A 17,934-nucleotide genomic window follows, 5' to 3' on the forward strand; every position below is an offset into this window, starting at 1 on the left:
GCCAACTTGGCGGGCCAGCAGGATGTGTTCGCGGGTCTGTGGCATTGGGCCGTCAGCTGCGGAGCACACCAGGATCGCGCCGTCCATCTGCGCGGCACCGGTAATCATGTTCTTGATGTAGTCGGCGTGGCCTGGGCAGTCAACGTGTGCGTAGTGACGGGTTTCCGTTTCGTACTCGACGTGGGCGGTGTTGATCGTGATACCGCGCGCTTTTTCTTCTGGAGCCGCATCGATCTGGTCGTATGCTTTGGCTTCGCCGCCGAATTTCTTCGACAGAACCGTTGCGATTGCAGCGGTCAGCGTGGTTTTACCGTGGTCGACGTGGCCGATGGTGCCGACGTTGACGTGCGGCTTGGTCCGTTCGAATTTACCTTTTGCCATTTTATTCTTCCTTAGAACAATGATTTAAATGTAGGGGCCGGCACTCTCGTGAAAGCCGGCCCGGAACTTCTATTACTTAGCTTTCGAGCTTACGATTGCTTCAGTCACATGCTTAGGTGCTTCAGCATAGTGCTTGAATTCCATCGTGTAAGTCGCACGACCTTGGGTCGACGAACGCAACGACGTGGCGTAACCGAACATTTCCGACAGCGGCACTTCGGCCTTGATGATCTTGCCGCCACCGCCAGCAATTTCATCCATGCCTTGCACCATACCGCGACGCGACGACAGATCGCCCATCACGGTACCGGCGTAGTCTTCCGGCGTTTCCACTTCCACGGCCATCATCGGCTCCAGGATGACTGGCGATGCTTTGCGGCAGCCATCTTTGAATGCCATCGAAGCGGCCATGCGGAATGCATTTTCGTTCGAGTCAACATCATGGTACGAACCGAAGAACAGCGTGACTTTCACGTCAACAACTGGGTAGCCAGCCATCACGCCCGAAGTCAGCGTGTCGCGCACACCTTTTTCAACTGCAGGGATGTATTCGCGAGGAACGGTACCGCCCTTGATCGCGTCAACGAATTCGAAGCCCTTGCCCGGTTCTTGCGGTTCGATCTTCAGAACCACGTGACCGTATTGACCACGACCACCCGATTGCTTGACGAATTTGCCTTCCGACTCTTCGCACACTTTACGGATCGTTTCGCGGTAAGCCACTTGTGGCTTGCCGACGGTGGCTTCAACGTTGAATTCGCGCTTCATGCGGTCAACGATGATGTCCAGATGCAACTCGCCCATACCGGCGATGATGGTCTGGCCCGATTCTTCATCGGTACGCACGCGGAACGATGGATCTTCTGCTGCCAGACGGTTCAGCGCCAGGCCCATTTTTTCCTGGTCGGCCTTGGTTTTTGGCTCAACCGCTTGCGAAATCACTGGCTCAGGGAAGACCATGCGCTCCAGAACCACGCTTGCCTTGTCGTCGCAAAGCGTATCGCCCGTGGTGGTGTCTTTCAGACCCACAACAGCGGCGATGTCGCCAGCGCGCATTTCCTTGATTTCTTCGCGTTCGTTCGCTTGCATCTGCACGATACGGCCGATACGCTCTTTCTTCTGCTTCACGGAGTTCAACACCGAGTCGCCCGAATTCAGGGTACCCGAGTAGCAACGGATGAAGCACAGCTGACCCACGAACGGATCGGTTGCGATCTTGAACGCCAGTGCCGAGAATTTCTCGTTGTCGTCAGCGGCGCGCTCGACCGGCTGCTCATCTTCATCCAGACCTGGGACAGGCGGAATGTCGATTGGCGATGGCAGGTACTCGATGACCGCGTCCAGCATGGCCTGTACGCCCTTGTTTTTAAAGGCGGTACCGCACAGCATTGGAACGATTTCGCTGGCGATGGTACGCTGACGCAGAGCAGCCTTGATCTCGGCTTCCGACAGGTCGCCTTCTTCCAGGTACTTGTTCATCAGGTCTTCCGACGCTTCAGCAGCGGCTTCCACCATGTTCTCGCGCCACTTGGCAGCATCGGCGGCCAGGTGTGCAGGAATGTCTTCGTATTCGAACTTCATGCCTTGCGAAGCGTCGTCCCAAATGACGGCCTTCATCTTGACCAGATCGATAACGCCGGTGAAGACGTCTTCAGCGCCGATCGGCATCTGGATAGGCACCGGGTTGGCTTTCAGGCGCGAACGCATCTGATCGTAAACCTTGAAGAAGTTGGCGCCGGTACGGTCCATCTTGTTCACGAAGGCCAGACGTGGCACTTTGTACTTGTTAGCCTGACGCCATACCGTTTCCGATTGTGGCTGCACGCCGCCGACTGCACAGTAAACCATGCAGGCGCCATCCAACACGCGCATCGAACGTTCCACTTCAATGGTGAAGTCAACGTGGCCTGGGGTGTCGATGATGTTGATGTGGTGCGCTGGGAAGTTGTTTGCCATGCCTTTCCAGAAGCACGTAACAGCAGCCGAGGTAATCGTGATACCGCGCTCTTGCTCCTGTGCCATCCAGTCGGTGGTGGCGGCGCCATCATGGACTTCGCCCAGCTTGTGGTTCACGCCTGTGTAGAACAGGACGCGCTCGGTCGTGGTCGTCTTACCTGCATCGATGTGAGCGGAGATACCGATATTACGATAGCGCTCAATGGGGGTCTTGCGGGCCATAATTAATCCTAAATGAATGGACAAAACCGAGCAGCATTTTTTTGCAAAAATGAGCCCGGCCTCGAACAACAGATGCTTGACAGCCGCCTTGCGGTAGCTGGCTTTATATTAGAAGCGGAAATGCGAGAACGCTTTGTTCGCTTCAGCCATACGATGGACTTCGTCGCGTTTTTTCATCGCGCCGCCGCGGCTTTCAGCCGCTTCCATCAGCTCACCGCCGAGGCGTTGTGGCATCGATTTTTCGCTGCGCTTGTTAGCAGCTTCACGCAACCAACGCATGGACAGGGCCATACGACGGACTGGGCGAACTTCGACCGGCACCTGGTAGTTTGCACCACCGACGCGACGGGATTTCACCTCAACCAACGGCTTGGCGTTGTTGATTGCGGTAGCAAAAACTTCGAGCGGATCTTTGCCCGATTTTGCTGCGATGTGCTCGAAGGCACCGTAGATGATGTTTTCTGCAACCGATTTCTTACCGGACAGCATCAGCACGTTTACAAATTTAGCGACATCAGTGTTGCCGAATTTTGGATCTGGCAAAATTTCGCGCTTGGGTACTTCACGACGACGTGGCATATCAATTCCTTTCAATCTTCAGTTGAGCGCGCGTTCTTCGCACACTCGCGGACGACCATCATAGTCCTCCACTTACTCGACCAGATGCGGTCGACTACATTCACTTAGCTAGTTGCCACTGAGCGAAACTTGGGTTTGCTGCGTACAACTTATTACTTCTTGCCTGCTTTAGCGCGCTTGGTACCATACTTCGAACGCGATTGCTTACGGTCTTTAACGCCTTGGGTATCCAGAGCACCGCGAACCATGTGGTAACGCACACCCGGCAAATCCTTGACGCGGCCGCCGCGCAACAGCACAACACTATGCTCTTGCAGGTTATGGCCTTCACCGCCAATGTACGAAATGACTTCGAAACCATTGGTCAGGCGAACTTTAGCGACTTTACGCAGAGCCGAGTTAGGCTTCTTTGGAGTCGTGGTGTAAACACGTGTGCAGACGCCACGCTTTTGCGGGCTGTTTTCCAGCGCCGGCGATTTGCTCTTCACGGTCAAGGCGACGCGTGGATTGCGAATCAATTGATTGATGGTTGGCATCGTTATAAATCCAACAAAAAAATACGATTAATAACCCGGGCAAGATGCCCGGCGACTAAAACCTCGTCCCGTTCTTATCTGCTGCGCACCGGAGGCACCCGCAGCCACTCGATAAGGAGCGGCCAAGAAATACCAAGTAACACGTAAACGATGTGCAGAATAAAATCGAGAACTCGCTAGTTTAGACCTTGTGTTACAGGGGGTCAATCAGTTTACGGCTTTTTGCTATAAAAAAAGGCAAAAAGACGGCGCGTTCGTGGCATTTTGGCTAATTTTTCCTGGCGCTGCACTAGCCGCCCCCTTGCCGATCCGACACTCTTTCGTTGTGAACAAGTTGCTGCCAGGGCTGTTCTTGTACGACCACGCGATGGCAAAAGGAATGATAATAGCGGACATTTTTCGCTGCCCTCCCTTATGCGCTCCTTGCTTCGCCCCGCCAATCTGTTCCTGCTGCTGACGTATGCCCTGCTGACGGCCGTGCCCTTCATCCCGGTGCTGCTGGGGCGTGCGCTCGAGCATCCCTGGCAGATGCTCACGTTCGAGCTGCTGGCCTGGCTGGCCGTCTGGAGCCTCTTCCAGCGCCCCGCCTACTTCCACTGGCTGCTGGTGCCCGCCTTCCTCGCGCTGCCGACGGAGCTCTACCTGTTTATCTTTTACGGCCAGGGCATTTCCACGCACCATCTGGGCATCATCGTGGAAACCAGTCCCAAGGAAGCGATGGAATTTCTCGGGCAAAAGGTCTGGCTGATGGGCGCCGTCATGCTGGGCGTCATCGCCTGGTGCCTGCTCAGCTGGTATGCGGCCACGCGCACGCGCGACCTGGACTGGCGCGGCAAGACGCGGCCGGCCGCCTTCGCGCTGCTGTTGCTGCTCGGTGCTTTCTGGGGCTATGGCTACGAATTCGGCTTCGACGCCAAGGTGCTGCACAGCGCCGCCGCGTCCGGCAAAAGCGGCGCGCCGGCGGCCAGCGGCAAGGCGCACGCCTCCGGCTTCGGCGACGCCAGCGCGGCCGAGGATGAAACGGCCGAGGAAGACGAGGAAAGCAGCAAGCCCGAAAATGCCAGCATCGCCGGCGCCGACGAGACGGGCCTGGGCTGGCCCAGCCTGCCACACTGGGCGCGCCTGCCCTACACCTTCGACACCATCAGCAATTCCTGGCCCTTCGGCCTGATGGCGCGCGGCCTGGACTTTTACAAGGAACGCCGCTACCTGGCCGAACTGGGCCAGAAAAGCAGCAGCTTCCGTTTCGGCGCGCACCAGCAGCATCCCGACACCCAGCCGGAAGTGGTGGTGATGGTGATCGGCGAATCGTCGCGCTACGACCGCTGGAGCCTGAACGGCTACGAGCGCGACACCAATCCCCTGCTGAAGCAGGAAAGCAACCTGGTGCCGCTGGCCGACGTCATCACGGCCGTCTCCGCCACGCGCCTGTCGGTGCCTGTCATCATCTCGCGCAAGCCGGCCACGCAAAGCCTGAAGGATGGCTTTTCGGAAAAATCCTTCCTCACGGCCTACAAGGAAGCGGGCTTCAAGACCTACTGGCTGTCGAACCAGATCTCGTTCGGCCAGTTCGACACGCCCGTCTCCGTCTTCGCCAAGGAGGCGGACGTGGTGCAGTTCCTGAACCTGGGCGGCTTTACCAATAATTCGAATTTCGACCAGATCCTGTTCGACCCGCTGAAAAACGCGCTGGCCGATCCGGCGCCGAAAAAGCTCATCGTGCTGCATACCCTGGGCAGCCACTGGAACTACAGCCAGCGCTATCCGAAATCGTTCGACAAATGGCAGCCGTCGCTGTTCGGCGTCGACAAGCCCGTGTACACGGACACGGCCATCAAGCCGCAGCTGAACAACAGCTATGACAGCTCGATCCTGTACACGGACTGGTTCCTGTCGAACGTGATCGGCATATTGAAAGACGATGGCCAGCGCATGGCCCTGCGCAGCTCGCTCGTCTACGTGGCCGACCACGGCCAGACCCTGTACGACGGCAGCTGCCGCCTGGCGTTCCACGGGCATAACACGCAGTTCGAGTTCCACGTGCCCGCCTTCGTCTGGTATTCGCCGCAATTCCAGCAGCACTACCCGGACAAGGTGACGCAGCTGCAGCGCCATCAGAAGGCGCGGCTGTCGACGGAAAACATGTTCCACACGCTGCTAGACCTGGGCGACATCCGTTTCGCCGGCGAGCAGCCCGAATGGAGCATCGCCAGCCCCCGCTTCAAGCAGCACAAGCGCTACGTCGACAGCTACGGCTGGACCAATTACGACAACGCCATCATTCGTGGCGACTGCCGCGAAGTGATCGACAAGAGCACGCCGGAAAAACAGGACAAATAAGCGAGGATAAGCAAGCGCGGCCGTCACGCCCGCGCCAGCACGCCCGCGCAATCGTCCGGCTGCGCCATGTGCGTGCTGAGCCAGTCGAAGACGCGGCCCGCCTTGTCTTCGATGTCCAGGCCAAAGCCCCGCTGGGCCAGCAGGGCGATGCCGTTGGTAACCTGCAGCACGCCGGGCGCCAGCAGCAGCGCGCCATGCGCGTCGCGGCGCACGCACCAGGGCGCCAGGCAGTCTTCCAGCAAGGGCCCCAGCACCAGGTTGTGCGACGAGACGAGCACCGGATGCTGCGCTGCCAGCGTATGCAGCACGGCGGCCGCGGCCGCCACCGATTCGAGGTGGTTGGTGCCGCGAAAGATCTCGTCGATCAGGAACAGCGCCGGCGCGCCGCTTCCGGCCAGCGCCAGCAGTTCACGCGCGCGGCGCAGTTCGGCGATATACAGACTTTCGCCGCCATCGAGCGAATCTTCATTCTGCATGCTCGAATACAGCGGCAGCATGGGCACGCTGGCCGCCTGCGCATAGCAAAAGCCGAAGGCGCGCGCGCTGATCAGATTGAGACCCACGCCGCGCAGCAAGGTGCTCTTGCCGATGGCATTCTGCCCCGAGATGAAGACGCCGCGCCCATCGAGCCGCAACGACAGCGGCATGGCACCGTCGAGCAGCGGATGCACCATGGCGTCCAGCGACCAGTGCCGCGCACCGCCCTCCTGCGCCCAGCAGAACCGCGCCCGCGCCCGCACATGGCGCGCCAGGGCCAGGTCCGCCTCCAGGTCGGCCAGCAGCAGGAAGCTCTGGCGCAAAACATCGCGTTCGCGCCGCACCACGCGCAGGCTGTGAAAATAGCGGCGGATATTGCCCAGCATGAGCCAGTCGTCATACTCACTCAGCAGGGGAATCATCTTGATCCAGCGCAGCGGCGTGATCTGGCGGTTGATCGCGCCTGCGGCACGCGCGCCTTCGCGCAGCGGCGCCGTGCATGGCAGGTCGAGCGCCCCCAGGCGGCCATGCACCAGCAACATCCGCTGCACGGTAAACACGCTGCGCTCCCACGGCTTGCAGCGGTCATGAAAGCACATCTGCAACGCCATCAGCGCCAGCCAGACGGGCACCACGACGGCCCATGCCAGCGGCGCGACCAGCCACGCGGCCAGCAGCGATACCAGCAGCACCAGGGTGGGCAGCAGCAGCCAGCGGCTCCACCATGGCGGTGCTGGCGGCGGCGCGCCGCACAGCAGCGCCGCCACCTCCATGTCCGCCGTGCGCAGCGGCCGCATGGCTTGCTCCAGCGCCGCCTGCTGCGCCGGCGCGGCCAGCAGGGCCGCGATGCGCGCGCGCGAGGCGGCGCCTGCAATACCGCTCGCCAGGCGCTGATGCAGGCGCTGCTGGCCAAGAATGCTGGTCTGTGCGGCGAGCTGCGCATGGTAGTCATCGAGCAGCATTTCATCCCAGGTCTGCTCATCGAGCTGGAGCGGGCTACCTTCGACCTGCTGCAGCATGGCAATGTCGCTGCGGGCAAACGGATAATCGAATTCCGCCGGTTCAGGCAGGCTGGCAAACTGGCGCAGCCAGCGGTTCAGGCGGGCAACAAGGGAGGGCGAGGACGGCATCATGCTCCAATCAGTGAGCAGCATGGCGCCGCGCGCCATCACTGCCACGGCACAGATCAGGTCGATTGCCAGATTATCAAGATCCATCGCCGCAGACCCGGCCGCTGCGGCCGGGCGGACACCTGGCGGACGGCGCGGACACGGCGGACAGCCGGACACCGCGGTTTTTCTCCTTGCAGATCAATGGCTTATACAGTGGCACGGATCGTGCATAGCAATGGGCATTGTCCACGAAATGTCCACCATGATCCGCGATACCTCCTCCCAAGACGCCGTGCTGTCCGCCCCGGCGGGCCAGCGCCACAAGAAACGCGCCCTGCTGCTGGCCGGCGCCGTCATCGTCATCGGTGGCGCCATTGCCGTGTTTGCCGGCTGGCGCAACAGCGAACACTCCGTCAACGCCAGCCGCCTGCGCATCGCCGAGGTCACGCGCGGCACCCTGATCCGCGACGCCGCCGTGAATGGCCGCGTGGTGGCGGCCATCAGCCCCACCTTATATTCCACCACGGTGGCCACCGTGACCTTGAAGGCCAAGGCGGGCGATACGGTCAAGAAGGGCGACATCCTTGCCGTGCTGGAATCGCCCGACCTGTCCGATGCCCTGAAACGCGAACAGTCCAGCGTGCAGCAGCTGGAGGCGGAAGTGGCGCGCCAGCAGATCCTGGCCAAGAAACAGAAGCTGCTGGCGCGGCGCGAAGCGGACACGGCGGAGATCGACCGCCTGTCCGCGCAGCGCACGCTGGAACGCTATGAAAGCGTGGCGCAGGTGGGCATCATCGCCAAGATCGATTACCAGAAGGCGAAGGATGCCCTGAATTCCGCCGAGATCCGCAGCAAGCACGCGTCGCAGGCGGCGGGCCTGGAAAGCGAGGACGTGACCCTGGCGCTGAAGACCAAGGTCAACGAACTGGAACGCCAGCGCCTGAGCCGCGACAACGCCCAGCGCCGCGTCGACGAGCTGACCGTGCGCGCGCCCGTCAACGGCTTCATCGGCACCCTGTCGGTGGCCAACCGCAGCGTGGTGCAAGCCAATACGGCGCTGATGACGCTGGTCGACCTGTCGCAGCTGGAAGTGGAGCTGGAAGTACCCGAAACGTACGTGGCCGACATTGGCCTGGGCATGGGCGCGGAGATCGAGACGGGCGCCATCAAGGCGACGGGCAAACTCTCGGCGCTGTCGCCCGAAGTGGTGAAGAACCAGGTGCTGGCGCGCGTGCGCTTCAACGGCGAACAGCCGGCCGGCCTGCGGCAGAACCAGCGCGTCACGGCACGCCTGCTGATCGACGAAAAGCCGAACGTGCTGATGCTGGCGCGCGGCCCCTTCGTCGAGGCCGAAGGCGGCCGCTTCGCCTACGTCGTGCGCGACGGCGTGGCCATCCGCACGCCCATCAGGATGGGCGCCACCAGCGTCTCGGCCGTGGAAATCCTCGGCGGCCTGAAGCAGGGTGACAAGGTGGTCGTCGCCGGCACGGAAGCCTTCGAGAACGCGGCCCGCGTCTCGCTCAATTAATCCATTCTCATCTACCCGGAGACTCGCCATGCTGCGCATGCAAAACCTGAACAAAGTCTATCGCACCCACATGATCGAAACGCACGCGCTGCGCGGCTTCGAGATCCACGTCAAGCAGGGCGAATTCGTCACCGTCACGGGGCCATCCGGTTCCGGCAAGACGAGCTTCCTGAACATCGCCGGCCTGCTGGAAGAATTCACCGATGGCGAATACATCCTCGATGGCGTCAACGTGAAAGGCATGAACGACAATGCCCGCTCGCGCCTGCGCAATGAAAAACTGGGCTTCATCTTCCAGGGCTTCAACCTGATCCCCGACCTGTCGCTGTTCGACAATGTCGACGTGCCCCTGCGCTACCGAGGCTACAACAGCGCCGAGCGGCGCGAACGCATCGAGGATGCGCTGGCCAAGGTGGGACTGGCCTCGCGCATGAAGCACTATCCGGCCGAACTGTCGGGCGGCCAGCAGCAGCGCGTGGCGATCGCGCGCGCGCTGGCCGGCTCGCCCAAGCTGCTGCTGGCCGATGAACCGACGGGCAACCTCGACACACAGATGGCGCGCGGCGTGATGGAACTGCTGGAAGACATCAACGCGCAAGGCACCACCATCCTGATGGTCACGCATGATCCCGAACTGGCGCTGCGCAGCCAGCGCAACGTGCACATCATCGACGGCCAGGTGTCGGACCTGGCGCACAAGGGACCGACGCTGGCCAGCAGCCCGGCCAAGGCCGGCAGCAACGCCGCCACTGCCTGAGGATAGACGCATGTTCCAGTACTACTTCCTGCTTGGCCTGCGCAGCCTGCGCCGCAATCCCGCCCTGACGGCGCTGATGGTGCTGACGCTCGCCATTGGCGTGGCCGCCAGCATTTCCACGCTCACCATCCTGCACGTCATGTCGGGCAATCCCCTGCCGCACAAGAACGGCCGCATGTTCGTGCCGCTGGTGGACAATGGCTCCCTCTCCGGCTACACCCCGGGCAACGAATCGGGCGACAAGCAGCTCAGCTACCGCGACGCCGTCAACTTCCAGAACAGCAAGATCGGCGAGCGCCGCAGCGTCATGTACGGCGTGGGCGGCGCCATCGAACCCGAGCGCAAGGACATCGGCGCCTTCAGCTCGCAGGGACTGGCCGCCTACCGCGACTTCTTCCCCATGTTCGAGACGCCGTTCCTGTATGGCCAGCCATGGAGCGCCGCCGACGATGCGGCCGGCGCCGACGTCATCGTCCTGTCGCGCAAGCTGGCGGAAAAACTGTATGGCGACAGCAACCCGGTGGGCCAGCGCATGACATTGATGGGCTTCCAGTTCCAGATCACGGGCGTGCTCGACAAATGGGATCCCGTGCCGCGCATCCACCGCATCATCGGCAGCGGCGCCTTCGGCAGCGAAGACAGCTACTTCATCCCGTTCACCAGCGCGATCCGTCACCAGACGGGACACAACGGCAGCATGAGCTGCAGCGGCAACCGCGAGCCGGGATTCCAGGGCACGCTCGACTCGGAATGCACGTGGATGCAGTTCTGGTTCGAGATGGCCGGCGATGGCCAGCGCGCCGAGCTGCAGAACTACCTCGATAGCTATGCGCAGGAACAGCGCAAGCTGGGCCGCCTGAAACGCGCCGCGCCGAACCGCCTGTTCAGCATCGATGAATGGCTGGTCCACCTGCGCGTGGTCGGCAACGACAACAAGCTGTCGGCCTGGCTGGCGTTCGGCTTCCTGGCCCTGTGCCTGGTCAATACCATCGGCCTGCTGCTGGCGAAGTTTTCCGTGCGCGCTTCCGAAGTGGGCATCCGCCGCGCGCTGGGAGCGTCGCGCAGCGACATCTTCCGCCAGTTCCTCATCGAGACGACCGTCATCGGCCTGGCCGGCGGCGTGCTGGGATTGCTGCTGTCCTTCGGCGCCCTGGCCCTGATCGGCATGCAGTCCAAGCAGCTGACCGTCGCCGCGCACATGGACTGGGTGATGCTGGCCATGACCTTCGTCCTCTCGGTCGCCGCCGCCATCCTGGCCGGCCTGCTGCCGACCTGGCGCGCCTGCCAGGTGACGCCGGCCATCCAGCTCAAATCCCAATGACCGCCGCCACCGCACACGAATAGGACCATCATGGAAATCCGACCCATCCTGTCTGCGCTGATGCGCAGCAAAACCGGCGCCATCCTGGTCGCCGTGCAGGTAGCCTTGAGCCTGGCCATCCTGGCCAATGCCCTGCATATCGTCAACGTGCGCCAGGAAGTGGCGGCACGCCCCAGCGGCGTGGCGGCCGAGAGCGAAGTGTTTCACCTGCTGGCGCGCAACCTGCGTCCGCTGGGCCACAACGAGGAACTGGCCTTGCAAAAACGCCTGGCCGCCGCCGCGCGCGCCGTGCCCGGCGTCGTCTCCGTGGCGCAGGTCAGTCAGGTACCGCTGTCGCGCAGCGGCAGCAACAGCGGCTTCGCCGCCAGCCGCAAGCAGGAAAACAGCTCCGCCATCGCTGCCGTGTATCTCACACCCGACTCGCTGATCAAGACCTGGGGCCTGCAACTGCGGGAAGGCCGCGACTTCACGCCCGCCGAAATCGCCGAGATCGACCAGAACGTGACACAAGTATCACCACCGCAAGTCATCATCACGCGGGCCATGGCTGAAAAAATCCATCCGGGCGGCGGCAGCGCATTGGGCATGCCCCTGTTCCTCGGCACGGGCGAGGATGCCCAGCAATTGCAGGTGGTCGGCGTCATCGACCGGCTGCAGACCCAGGGCGCGGAAGTGGGCGAACAGGGCGAGTATTCCGTGATCTTTCCCGTGCGCCTGACGGGCGACGGCGATACCCTGCTGACCATCCGCACGGAAGCCGGCCAGCGCGACCGCGTGATGAAGGAAGCCGAGCAAGCCATCCGCGCCGCCACGCCCGACAAGCTGATCGTGCGCATCCGCAGCCTGAACGAGGACCGCGACACGCGCTACCGCGCCGACCGCGCCCTGTCGTGGATGCTGATCACCGTCTCGGCCCTGCTGCTGCTGGTGACGGCCAGCGGCATCGTCGGCATCGCCAGCCTGTGGGTGACGCAGCGGCGCAAGCAGATCGGCGTGCGGCGGGCACTGGGCGCGCGCAAGGTCGACATCCTGCGCTACTTCCTGACGGAGAATTTCATGATCACCAGCGTGGGCGTGGCCGCCGGCGTCGTGCTGGCCCTGGCGCTGAACCACCTGCTGGTGAGCCAGCTGGAAATGGCGCGCCTGCCCCTGTACTACCTGCTGGGCGGCGCGCTCGTGTTCTGGCTGCTGGGACTGGTCGCCGTGTATGGCCCGGCCTGGCGCGCGGCCAGCATTTCGCCGGCCACCGCCACGCGCAGCACGTGAGCATTTGCCCCTGCCCTGGCCGTCATGACAATGTTATGCTGCGCGCATGCCTACCGTACTGATTATTGACGACAATGCCGCCGTGGCCATCGCGCTCGACGTGCTGTTCTCGCTGCACGAGATCGATGCGCTGCGCGCCGCCTCGCCCGAGGAAGGCCTGGCGCTGCTGGCGCGCCATCCCATCGACCTGGTGGTGCAGGACATGAACTTCACGGCCGACACCACCTCGGGCGAGGAAGGCGGCGCGCTGTTCCACGCCATCCGCGCCCGCTACCCCGACCTGCCCGTGATCCTGCTGACGGCCTGGACCCAGCTCGATGCGGCCGTCGACCTGATCAAGTCCGGCGCGGCCGATTACCTGGCCAAGCCATGGGACGACCGGCGCCTGATCGCCAGCGTGCAAAACCTGCTGGAGCTGGGACAGGCCAGCCAGGCCCTGCGCCAGCGCGTGCTGGCCGAGCAGCGCCAGCGCCACGCGCTCGAACACGACTTCGACTTGCGCGGCATGGTGTGGCAGGACCCCGCCACCGAGCGCGTGGTGCACCTGGCGTGCCAGGTGGCGCGCGCCGACGTGCCCGTGCTCATTTCGGGGCCGAACGGCAGCGGCAAGGAGCGCATCGCCGCCATCGTGCAAGCCAATTCCCAGGTCGCCGACGGCCCCTTCGTGGTGCTCAACTGCGGTGCCGTGCCGGTGGACCTGATCGAAGCCGAACTGTTCGGCGCCGAAGCGGGCGCCTACACGGGTTCCACGCGCGCGCGCGACGGCAAGTTCGATGCGGCCGACGGCGGCACCCTGTTTCTCGACGAGATAGGCAATTTGCCGCTGGCCGGCCAGATGAAACTGCTGCGCGTGCTGGAAACGGGCTGCTTCGAACGCCTCGGATCGAACCGCGAACGCCAGGTCAAGGTCAGGGTCATCAGCGCCAGCAATGCCGACCTGCCGGCCATGATCCGCGCCGGCACCTTCCGCGAAGACCTGTTCTACCGCCTGAACGTGATCGAGCTGCGCCTGCCGCCGCTGGCCCAGCGTCCGGCCGACATCCTGGTGCTGGCGCGGCATTTCCTGGGACCGGACAAGCGCCTCGATGCGCAGGCGCAGGCCAGCCTGCTGGCGCATGGCTGGCCCGGCAATGTGCGCGAACTGAAAAACGTCATGCAGCGCGCCAGCCTGCTGACGCCGGGCGCCGTGATCCAGGCGCCGGAACTGGGCCTGCCGCCAGCGGCCACGCCCCGCGCGCCACCGGATGGCGCGACCACGGAACCGGACCGCGACAGCGTCGTGACGGCGCTGGCGCGCGCCCACGGCGTGGTGGCGCAGGCGGCGCAGGAACTGGGCCTGTCGCGCCAGGCGCTGTACCGGCGCATGGAGCGCCTGGGCATCGCGCGCGCCTGATGCCGATGCGCCCGAACGCCCTGCGCCTTTCGCTGCTGACGCGCTGGACGGCGCTGATCGTCACCCTGCTGGTGCTGGGCATGGGCATCGCCCTGCTGCTCGCGCACTTCCTGCCCGGCCAGCCGTGGCTGGTGCTGGGCCTGTCCCTGCTGTGCATCCTGCCGATCGCCATCATCACCATCCGCGCGCAGCTGCAAGCGATGCTGTCGCTGTTCCGCGCCTTGAGCGGCACGGTCGCCAGCTACCAGGACGGCGACTTCGCCTTCAGCCTGCGCTGGCCGCAAAACGATGAACTGGCCGACCTGGTGGCGACCCACAATGCGCTCGGGGACGTGCTGCGCAAGCAGCGCCTGGACCTGGTACAGCGCGAGCTGCTGCTCGACACCATGGTGCAGAACACGCCGGTGGCCATGCTGCTGGTGGCCGATGGCAGCGCCATCGTCTACGCCAACCTGGCCGCGCGCCAGCTGCTGCACCAGGGGCGGCGGCTGGAAGGACAGCGCCTGGCCGACATCGTGCAGCAGGCGGCGCCGGCGCTGGCCGAAGCGCTGGCGCGCGCCAGCGACGGCCTGTTTACCAGCGGTGAAGGCGAACAGGAAGAGGTGTACCACCTGGCGCGGCGCAGCTTCAGCCTGAATGGCCGCCAGCATGAATTGCTGCTGCTGCGCCAGCTGACCCTGGAATTGCGGCGCCAGGAAGTGCAGACCTGGAAAAAGGTCATCCGCGTCATCAGCCATGAGCTGAACAATTCGCTGGCGCCCCTGGCCTCGCTGGCCCATTCGGGCGCCGAGCTGGTACGCCGCGGACAAACGGAACGCCTGCCGCAAATCCTCGCCACCATCGAGGAACGCACGCGCCACCTGGAGAGCTTCATCCTCGGCTATGCACGCTTTGCCAAGCTGCCCGCGCCGCGCCTGGCAGCCTGCGAATGGCAGCCCTTTCTCGACAGCCTGGCCTCGCAAGCGCCCTTCACGCTGGACGGCCAGCCACCCGCGCAAGCGGCCGTCTTCGATGCAGCGCAAATGCAGCAGGCGCTGCTGAACCTGCTCAAGAATGCGCGCGAATCGGGCTCGCGCGAAACGCACATCGGCCTGCACGTGAGCCAGGCGCAAGGCCAGCTGCGCATCGAGGTACGCGACCGTGGTCCGGGCATGAGCGGCGCCGTGCTGGAAAACGCGCTGGTGCCGTTCTACTCCACCAAGCGCAGCGGCACGGGACTGGGCCTGGCCCTGGCGCGCGAAATCGCCGAAGCCCACGGCGGGCGCATCACCCTGGCCAACCGCGAAGGCGGCGGCCTGGCCGTGACCCTCATCCTTCCCTTGCTGGACAGAAATGAGATCCGTGTATAACGATTTTTAGATCACACCATTTACAATTATTTATTGTGCCATATCAACAATTTGTATGTTCTATTTTGCAAGTAAATGCTCGGCGTGCCCGTGTGTTAGAAATAAGCTATTTAAGTTTGCATAATGATATAAAAATAGCTCATTGACAATAAAATGTCTTGGCGATAACTTAGCTCCGCGGTACGGTTTTTTGAAACATCAATCGTCTTTTCGCGGGGATAACCATGAAACTGAAATCACTCATCGCAGCAGCGGTACTGGGTGCGGCATCCATCGGCAGCGCCTGTGCAGCGTCGTACACCGTCAACCTGACCAATACCACAGGCAATCTGTGGACGGGCGGCTTCAACGCCACACCGAGCCCGCTCGGTGCCTTTACGGACATTTTCACGTTCACCCCGAATGCGACATTCGGTTCGACCGCGCAAGCCTTCCTGGCCAACCTGTCGGTCACGGGCAGCGATGCTTCCGCGATCAACTTCACCAGTGCCAACTTGAACGGGATCTCGCTGACGGGCTTTGGCGGGCCTACCGTCTTCGGCTATGCGCAAGGCCAGGTGCTGGCGCAAACCAGCCTGCTGTTCAACGGCCCGCTGACCCTGACCGTGATGGGCAACACCAATGGCGGCAGCTACGGCGGTACCTTCAACCTGAACCTGGCGCCTGTTCCGGAACCGGAAACCTATGGCATGCTGCTGGCTGGCCTCGGTGTACTGGGCTTCCTGGCGCGGCGCCGCAAGCAAGCTTGAACGCTCCACCCCAAAGACGCTGCGGCGTCTTTTTTTCGGCCGGCTGCTACACTGGCGCCATGACGACCGATTTCACTTCCACCAGCAGCAGCGCTTTCAGCCATCCTGGCCACCCGCCGGCCACCACCACCGAACATCGCGGCATCCGCTATCTGCACCTGGGCACCAAGTGGGTGCAAGGCGCCATGCGCCTGGACAAACCCGACGCCATCGAGCTCGAATACGTGCAGATGATGATGATGTGGATGCTCTTCAAGACGCAGCCGAAACGCATCGTGCAGCTGGGCCTGGGCAGCGCCGCGCTGACCAAGTTCAGCTACCGCCGGCTTCCCGACGCGACGGTCACGGCCATCGAACTCAATCCCAACGTGATCGCCATCTGCGGCGCGCAGTTTGCGCTGCCGCCGAACGATGCGCGCCTCGACGTGCGCGAAATGAATGCGCTCGACTTCGTGCTCGACCCGGCCAACCACGGCAGCATCGACGCGCTGCAGGTGGACCTGTACGACGAAGAGGCGCGCGGCCCCGTGCTCGACACGCCCGAGTTCTACCAGGCCTGCTTCGACTGCCTGACGGACGATGGCATCATGTGCACGAATGTCTTCGGCGACTTCCCCAACTACGACAAGAACCTGCAGGCGATGGAACTGGTCTTCGACGCCGTCGTCTGGGTGCCGGAAATGGAAGACGAGAACATCGTCGTGCTGGCCTTCAAAAAATCGCCGTCGCTTGATTTCAGCGAGTTGTACGAGCGTGCCGCCGCCATCAAGAAGCAGTTCAACCTGCCCGCCAAGAACTGGGTCAACGGCTTGAAGCAATGGATGCTGGACCAGCAGTAAAGGCGTGAAAACGGCGCCGCATCACGCCGGCAGCATGCACCGATGGACGCGCCGATGGCAAAGTTGGCGCCTGGCCGCCTGCCCTGCGTGCGCGGCGGCAGCCCAAGGGAATGCACGGCCATCGCCGATGCGCTCAACACCAGCGACATGCCCGCGTATGCCGCCGCCTGGGGGATGGAATCCGCTTGACCCGTCCGCGTGCTTGCCCGATGATCGGCGTTGATGGCGATAGCCACCAACCGACCCACTCATGAATGGAGCAGATGATGATGAAGCGAGTATCCCTGGCCGCGGCCCTGACGATCATGCTGGCCTGCGGCGGCAGCGGCGCGGCACTGGCTGCCGACGGCACCGACGCGGCCCTGAAGGCGGCCATTGCCGGCGGCGCGCGCACGCCGGGCAACGCGGCACGCGACGGCGCGCGCCACCCGTATGAAACGCTGACCTTCTTTGGCATCAAGCCGAACATGACAGTGGTGGAACTGGCGCCCGGCGGCGGCTGGTACACGGAAATCCTGGCGCCCTACCTGCGCGAGAATGGCAAGCTGATCGCGGCCGGCAGCGATCCGCAATCGGCCAGCGAAGGTGCGCGGCGCAGCGCGGCACGCTTCCAGCAAAAACTCGACGCCAATCCCGCCGCCTTCGGCAAGGTGGAAATCGGTGCCTTCGCGCCGCCCACCACCTACCGCATCGCGCCGAAAGGCACGGCCGACATGGTGCTCACCTTCCGCAATATCCACAACTGGATACCGATCGGCGAGGAAGGCATGCAGGTCCTGTTCAAGCAAGTCTATGACAGTCTGAAACCGGGTGGCGTCTTCGGCATCGTCGAGCACCGCCTGCCGGCTGGCAAGGCGCAGGACGCCACGGCCAGCAGCGGCTACATGCATGAAGCATATGTGATCAAACTGGCCGAAGGCGCCGGTTTCAAACTGGCGGCGAAGTCGGAAATCAACGCCAATCCGAAAGACCATGCCGACCACCAGGGCGGTGTCTGGGCCCTGCCGCCCACCTACGCCAACAAGGACGTGGAACGCGACAAGTACACGGCCATCGGCGAGAGCGACCGCATGACGCTGAAGTTCGTCAAGCCATAATGTAAAAAAGGCCACCTCGCGGTGGCCTTTTG

Annotated in this window: 16 protein-coding genes; 11 read left to right on the plus strand and 5 right to left on the minus strand. The window is 63.0% G+C overall.

Annotation, left to right across the window (positions count from 1 at the left end; all coding sequences use genetic code 11):
• The 4 genes from BM193_RS27175 to rpsL form a co-directional block, all read right to left on the minus strand.
• The coding region (locus BM193_RS27175) for a GTP-binding protein (RefSeq protein ID WP_175533318.1) at positions 1-381 on the minus strand (381 nt) is incomplete at its 3' end.
• Between the two features lie 72 nt (positions 382-453).
• Positions 454-2,559, minus strand: a complete 2,106-nt coding sequence (gene fusA / locus BM193_RS27180) for an elongation factor G (protein WP_092804318.1) — start codon at positions 2,557-2,559, stop codon at positions 454-456.
• Positions 2,560-2,667: 108 nt separating this feature from the next.
• On the minus strand, positions 2,668-3,138 hold the full coding sequence (gene rpsG, locus BM193_RS27185; protein ID WP_010394377.1) for a 30S ribosomal protein S7: 471 nt from the start codon (positions 3,136-3,138) through the stop codon (positions 2,668-2,670).
• Positions 3,139-3,290: 152 nt separating this feature from the next.
• Entirely contained in the window at positions 3,291-3,674 is a 384-nt protein-coding gene (rpsL, locus tag BM193_RS27190; protein WP_010394376.1) for a 30S ribosomal protein S12, read from the minus strand.
• A gap of 414 nt (positions 3,675-4,088) precedes the next feature.
• On the opposite strand from rpsL, the gene BM193_RS27195 reads away from it, so the two are divergent.
• Positions 4,089-6,014 (plus strand): phosphoethanolamine transferase, encoded by a 1,926-nt coding sequence (locus tag BM193_RS27195; protein WP_139176383.1) that lies wholly within the window; start codon positions 4,089-4,091, stop codon positions 6,012-6,014.
• A 23-nt stretch (positions 6,015-6,037) separates the two neighbouring features.
• On the opposite strand, the gene BM193_RS27200 is transcribed toward BM193_RS27195, so the two are convergent.
• Entirely contained in the window at positions 6,038-7,708 is a 1,671-nt protein-coding gene (locus BM193_RS27200) for a MutS-related protein (RefSeq protein WP_254786448.1), read from the minus strand.
• 157 nt (positions 7,709-7,865) lie between these two features.
• Here BM193_RS27200 and BM193_RS27205 point away from each other — a divergent pair, with 157 nt between their 5' ends.
• The 10 genes from BM193_RS27205 to BM193_RS27245 all read left to right on the plus strand — a co-directional run bounded on the left by BM193_RS27205 (position 7,866) and on the right by BM193_RS27245 (position 17,902).
• Positions 7,866-9,131, plus strand: a complete 1,266-nt coding sequence (locus tag BM193_RS27205) for an efflux RND transporter periplasmic adaptor subunit (RefSeq protein WP_092804345.1) — start codon at positions 7,866-7,868, stop codon at positions 9,129-9,131.
• Positions 9,132-9,159: 28 nt separating this feature from the next.
• Positions 9,160-9,888 carry an ABC transporter ATP-binding protein gene (locus tag BM193_RS27210; protein ID WP_092804315.1) on the plus strand — a complete coding sequence of 243 codons (729 nt, stop codon included), beginning with the start codon at positions 9,160-9,162 and terminating at the stop codon, positions 9,886-9,888.
• A gap of 10 nt (positions 9,889-9,898) precedes the next feature.
• Positions 9,899-11,209 carry an ABC transporter permease gene (locus tag BM193_RS27215; protein WP_092804312.1) on the plus strand — a complete coding sequence of 437 codons (1,311 nt, stop codon included), beginning with the start codon at positions 9,899-9,901 and terminating at the stop codon, positions 11,207-11,209.
• Positions 11,210-11,239: 30 nt separating this feature from the next.
• Positions 11,240-12,475 carry an ABC transporter permease gene (locus BM193_RS27220; RefSeq protein WP_092804309.1) on the plus strand — a complete coding sequence of 412 codons (1,236 nt, stop codon included), beginning with the start codon at positions 11,240-11,242 and terminating at the stop codon, positions 12,473-12,475.
• Between the two features lie 46 nt (positions 12,476-12,521).
• Complete coding sequence (locus BM193_RS27225) at positions 12,522-13,868, plus strand: sigma-54-dependent transcriptional regulator (protein WP_092804306.1); 1,347 nt, start codon at positions 12,522-12,524, stop codon at positions 13,866-13,868.
• A complete protein-coding gene (locus BM193_RS27230) occupies positions 13,868-15,217 on the plus strand; it encodes a sensor histidine kinase (RefSeq protein WP_254786449.1) in 1,350 nt (449 codons plus the stop codon). The genes BM193_RS27225 and BM193_RS27230 overlap by 1 nt, the downstream gene beginning before the upstream one ends.
• Positions 15,218-15,441: 224 nt before the next feature.
• Positions 15,442-15,966, plus strand: coding sequence for an FxDxF family PEP-CTERM protein (locus tag BM193_RS29000; RefSeq protein ID WP_217638533.1), 525 nt, complete (start codon positions 15,442-15,444; stop codon positions 15,964-15,966).
• A 59-nt stretch (positions 15,967-16,025) separates the two neighbouring features.
• Positions 16,026-16,805: a spermine/spermidine synthase domain-containing protein gene (locus BM193_RS27240; RefSeq protein ID WP_092804303.1), complete on the plus strand. Its 780-nt coding sequence runs from the start codon at positions 16,026-16,028 to the stop codon at positions 16,803-16,805.
• 54 nt (positions 16,806-16,859) lie between these two features.
• A complete protein-coding gene (locus tag BM193_RS29335; protein ID WP_302847695.1) occupies positions 16,860-16,994 on the plus strand; it encodes a hypothetical protein in 135 nt (44 codons plus the stop codon).
• An 80-nt stretch (positions 16,995-17,074) separates the two neighbouring features.
• The gene (locus BM193_RS27245) at positions 17,075-17,902 is read left to right on the plus strand and encodes a class I SAM-dependent methyltransferase (RefSeq protein ID WP_175533438.1); all 828 of its coding nucleotides are present in this window, start codon (positions 17,075-17,077) and stop codon (positions 17,900-17,902) included.
• The last annotated feature ends 32 nt before the right edge of the window (positions 17,903-17,934 follow it).

The sequence above is a fragment of the Janthinobacterium sp. 344 genome (genome assembly GCF_900112025.1).
Taxonomy (GTDB): Bacteria; Pseudomonadota; Gammaproteobacteria; order Burkholderiales; family Burkholderiaceae_D; genus Janthinobacterium.

Coding starts and splice junctions, on each gene's coding strand:
- BM193_RS29335 (WP_302847695.1), top strand. CDS start 16,860: ATGGCAAAGTTGGCGCCTGGCCGCCTGCCCTGCGTGCGCGGCGGCAGC.
- BM193_RS29000 (WP_217638533.1), top strand. CDS start 15,442: ATGAAACTGAAATCACTCATCGCAGCAGCGGTACTGGGTGCGGCATCC.
- rpsL (WP_010394376.1), bottom strand. CDS start 3,674: ATGCCAACCATCAATCAATTGATTCGCAATCCACGCGTCGCCTTGACC.
- BM193_RS27215 (WP_092804312.1), top strand. CDS start 9,899: ATGTTCCAGTACTACTTCCTGCTTGGCCTGCGCAGCCTGCGCCGCAAT.
- BM193_RS27195 (WP_139176383.1), top strand. CDS start 4,089: ATGCGCTCCTTGCTTCGCCCCGCCAATCTGTTCCTGCTGCTGACGTAT.
- fusA (WP_092804318.1), bottom strand. CDS start 2,559: ATGGCCCGCAAGACCCCCATTGAGCGCTATCGTAATATCGGTATCTCC.
- BM193_RS27200 (WP_254786448.1), bottom strand. CDS start 7,708: ATGGATCTTGATAATCTGGCAATCGACCTGATCTGTGCCGTGGCAGTG.
- BM193_RS27210 (WP_092804315.1), top strand. CDS start 9,160: ATGCTGCGCATGCAAAACCTGAACAAAGTCTATCGCACCCACATGATC.
- BM193_RS27245 (WP_175533438.1), top strand. CDS start 17,075: ATGAAGCGAGTATCCCTGGCCGCGGCCCTGACGATCATGCTGGCCTGC.
- rpsG (WP_010394377.1), bottom strand. CDS start 3,138: ATGCCACGTCGTCGTGAAGTACCCAAGCGCGAAATTTTGCCAGATCCA.
- BM193_RS27240 (WP_092804303.1), top strand. CDS start 16,026: ATGACGACCGATTTCACTTCCACCAGCAGCAGCGCTTTCAGCCATCCT.
- BM193_RS27220 (WP_092804309.1), top strand. CDS start 11,240: ATGGAAATCCGACCCATCCTGTCTGCGCTGATGCGCAGCAAAACCGGC.
- BM193_RS27230 (WP_254786449.1), top strand. CDS start 13,868: ATGCCGATGCGCCCGAACGCCCTGCGCCTTTCGCTGCTGACGCGCTGG.
- BM193_RS27225 (WP_092804306.1), top strand. CDS start 12,522: ATGCCTACCGTACTGATTATTGACGACAATGCCGCCGTGGCCATCGCG.
- BM193_RS27205 (WP_092804345.1), top strand. CDS start 7,866: ATGATCCGCGATACCTCCTCCCAAGACGCCGTGCTGTCCGCCCCGGCG.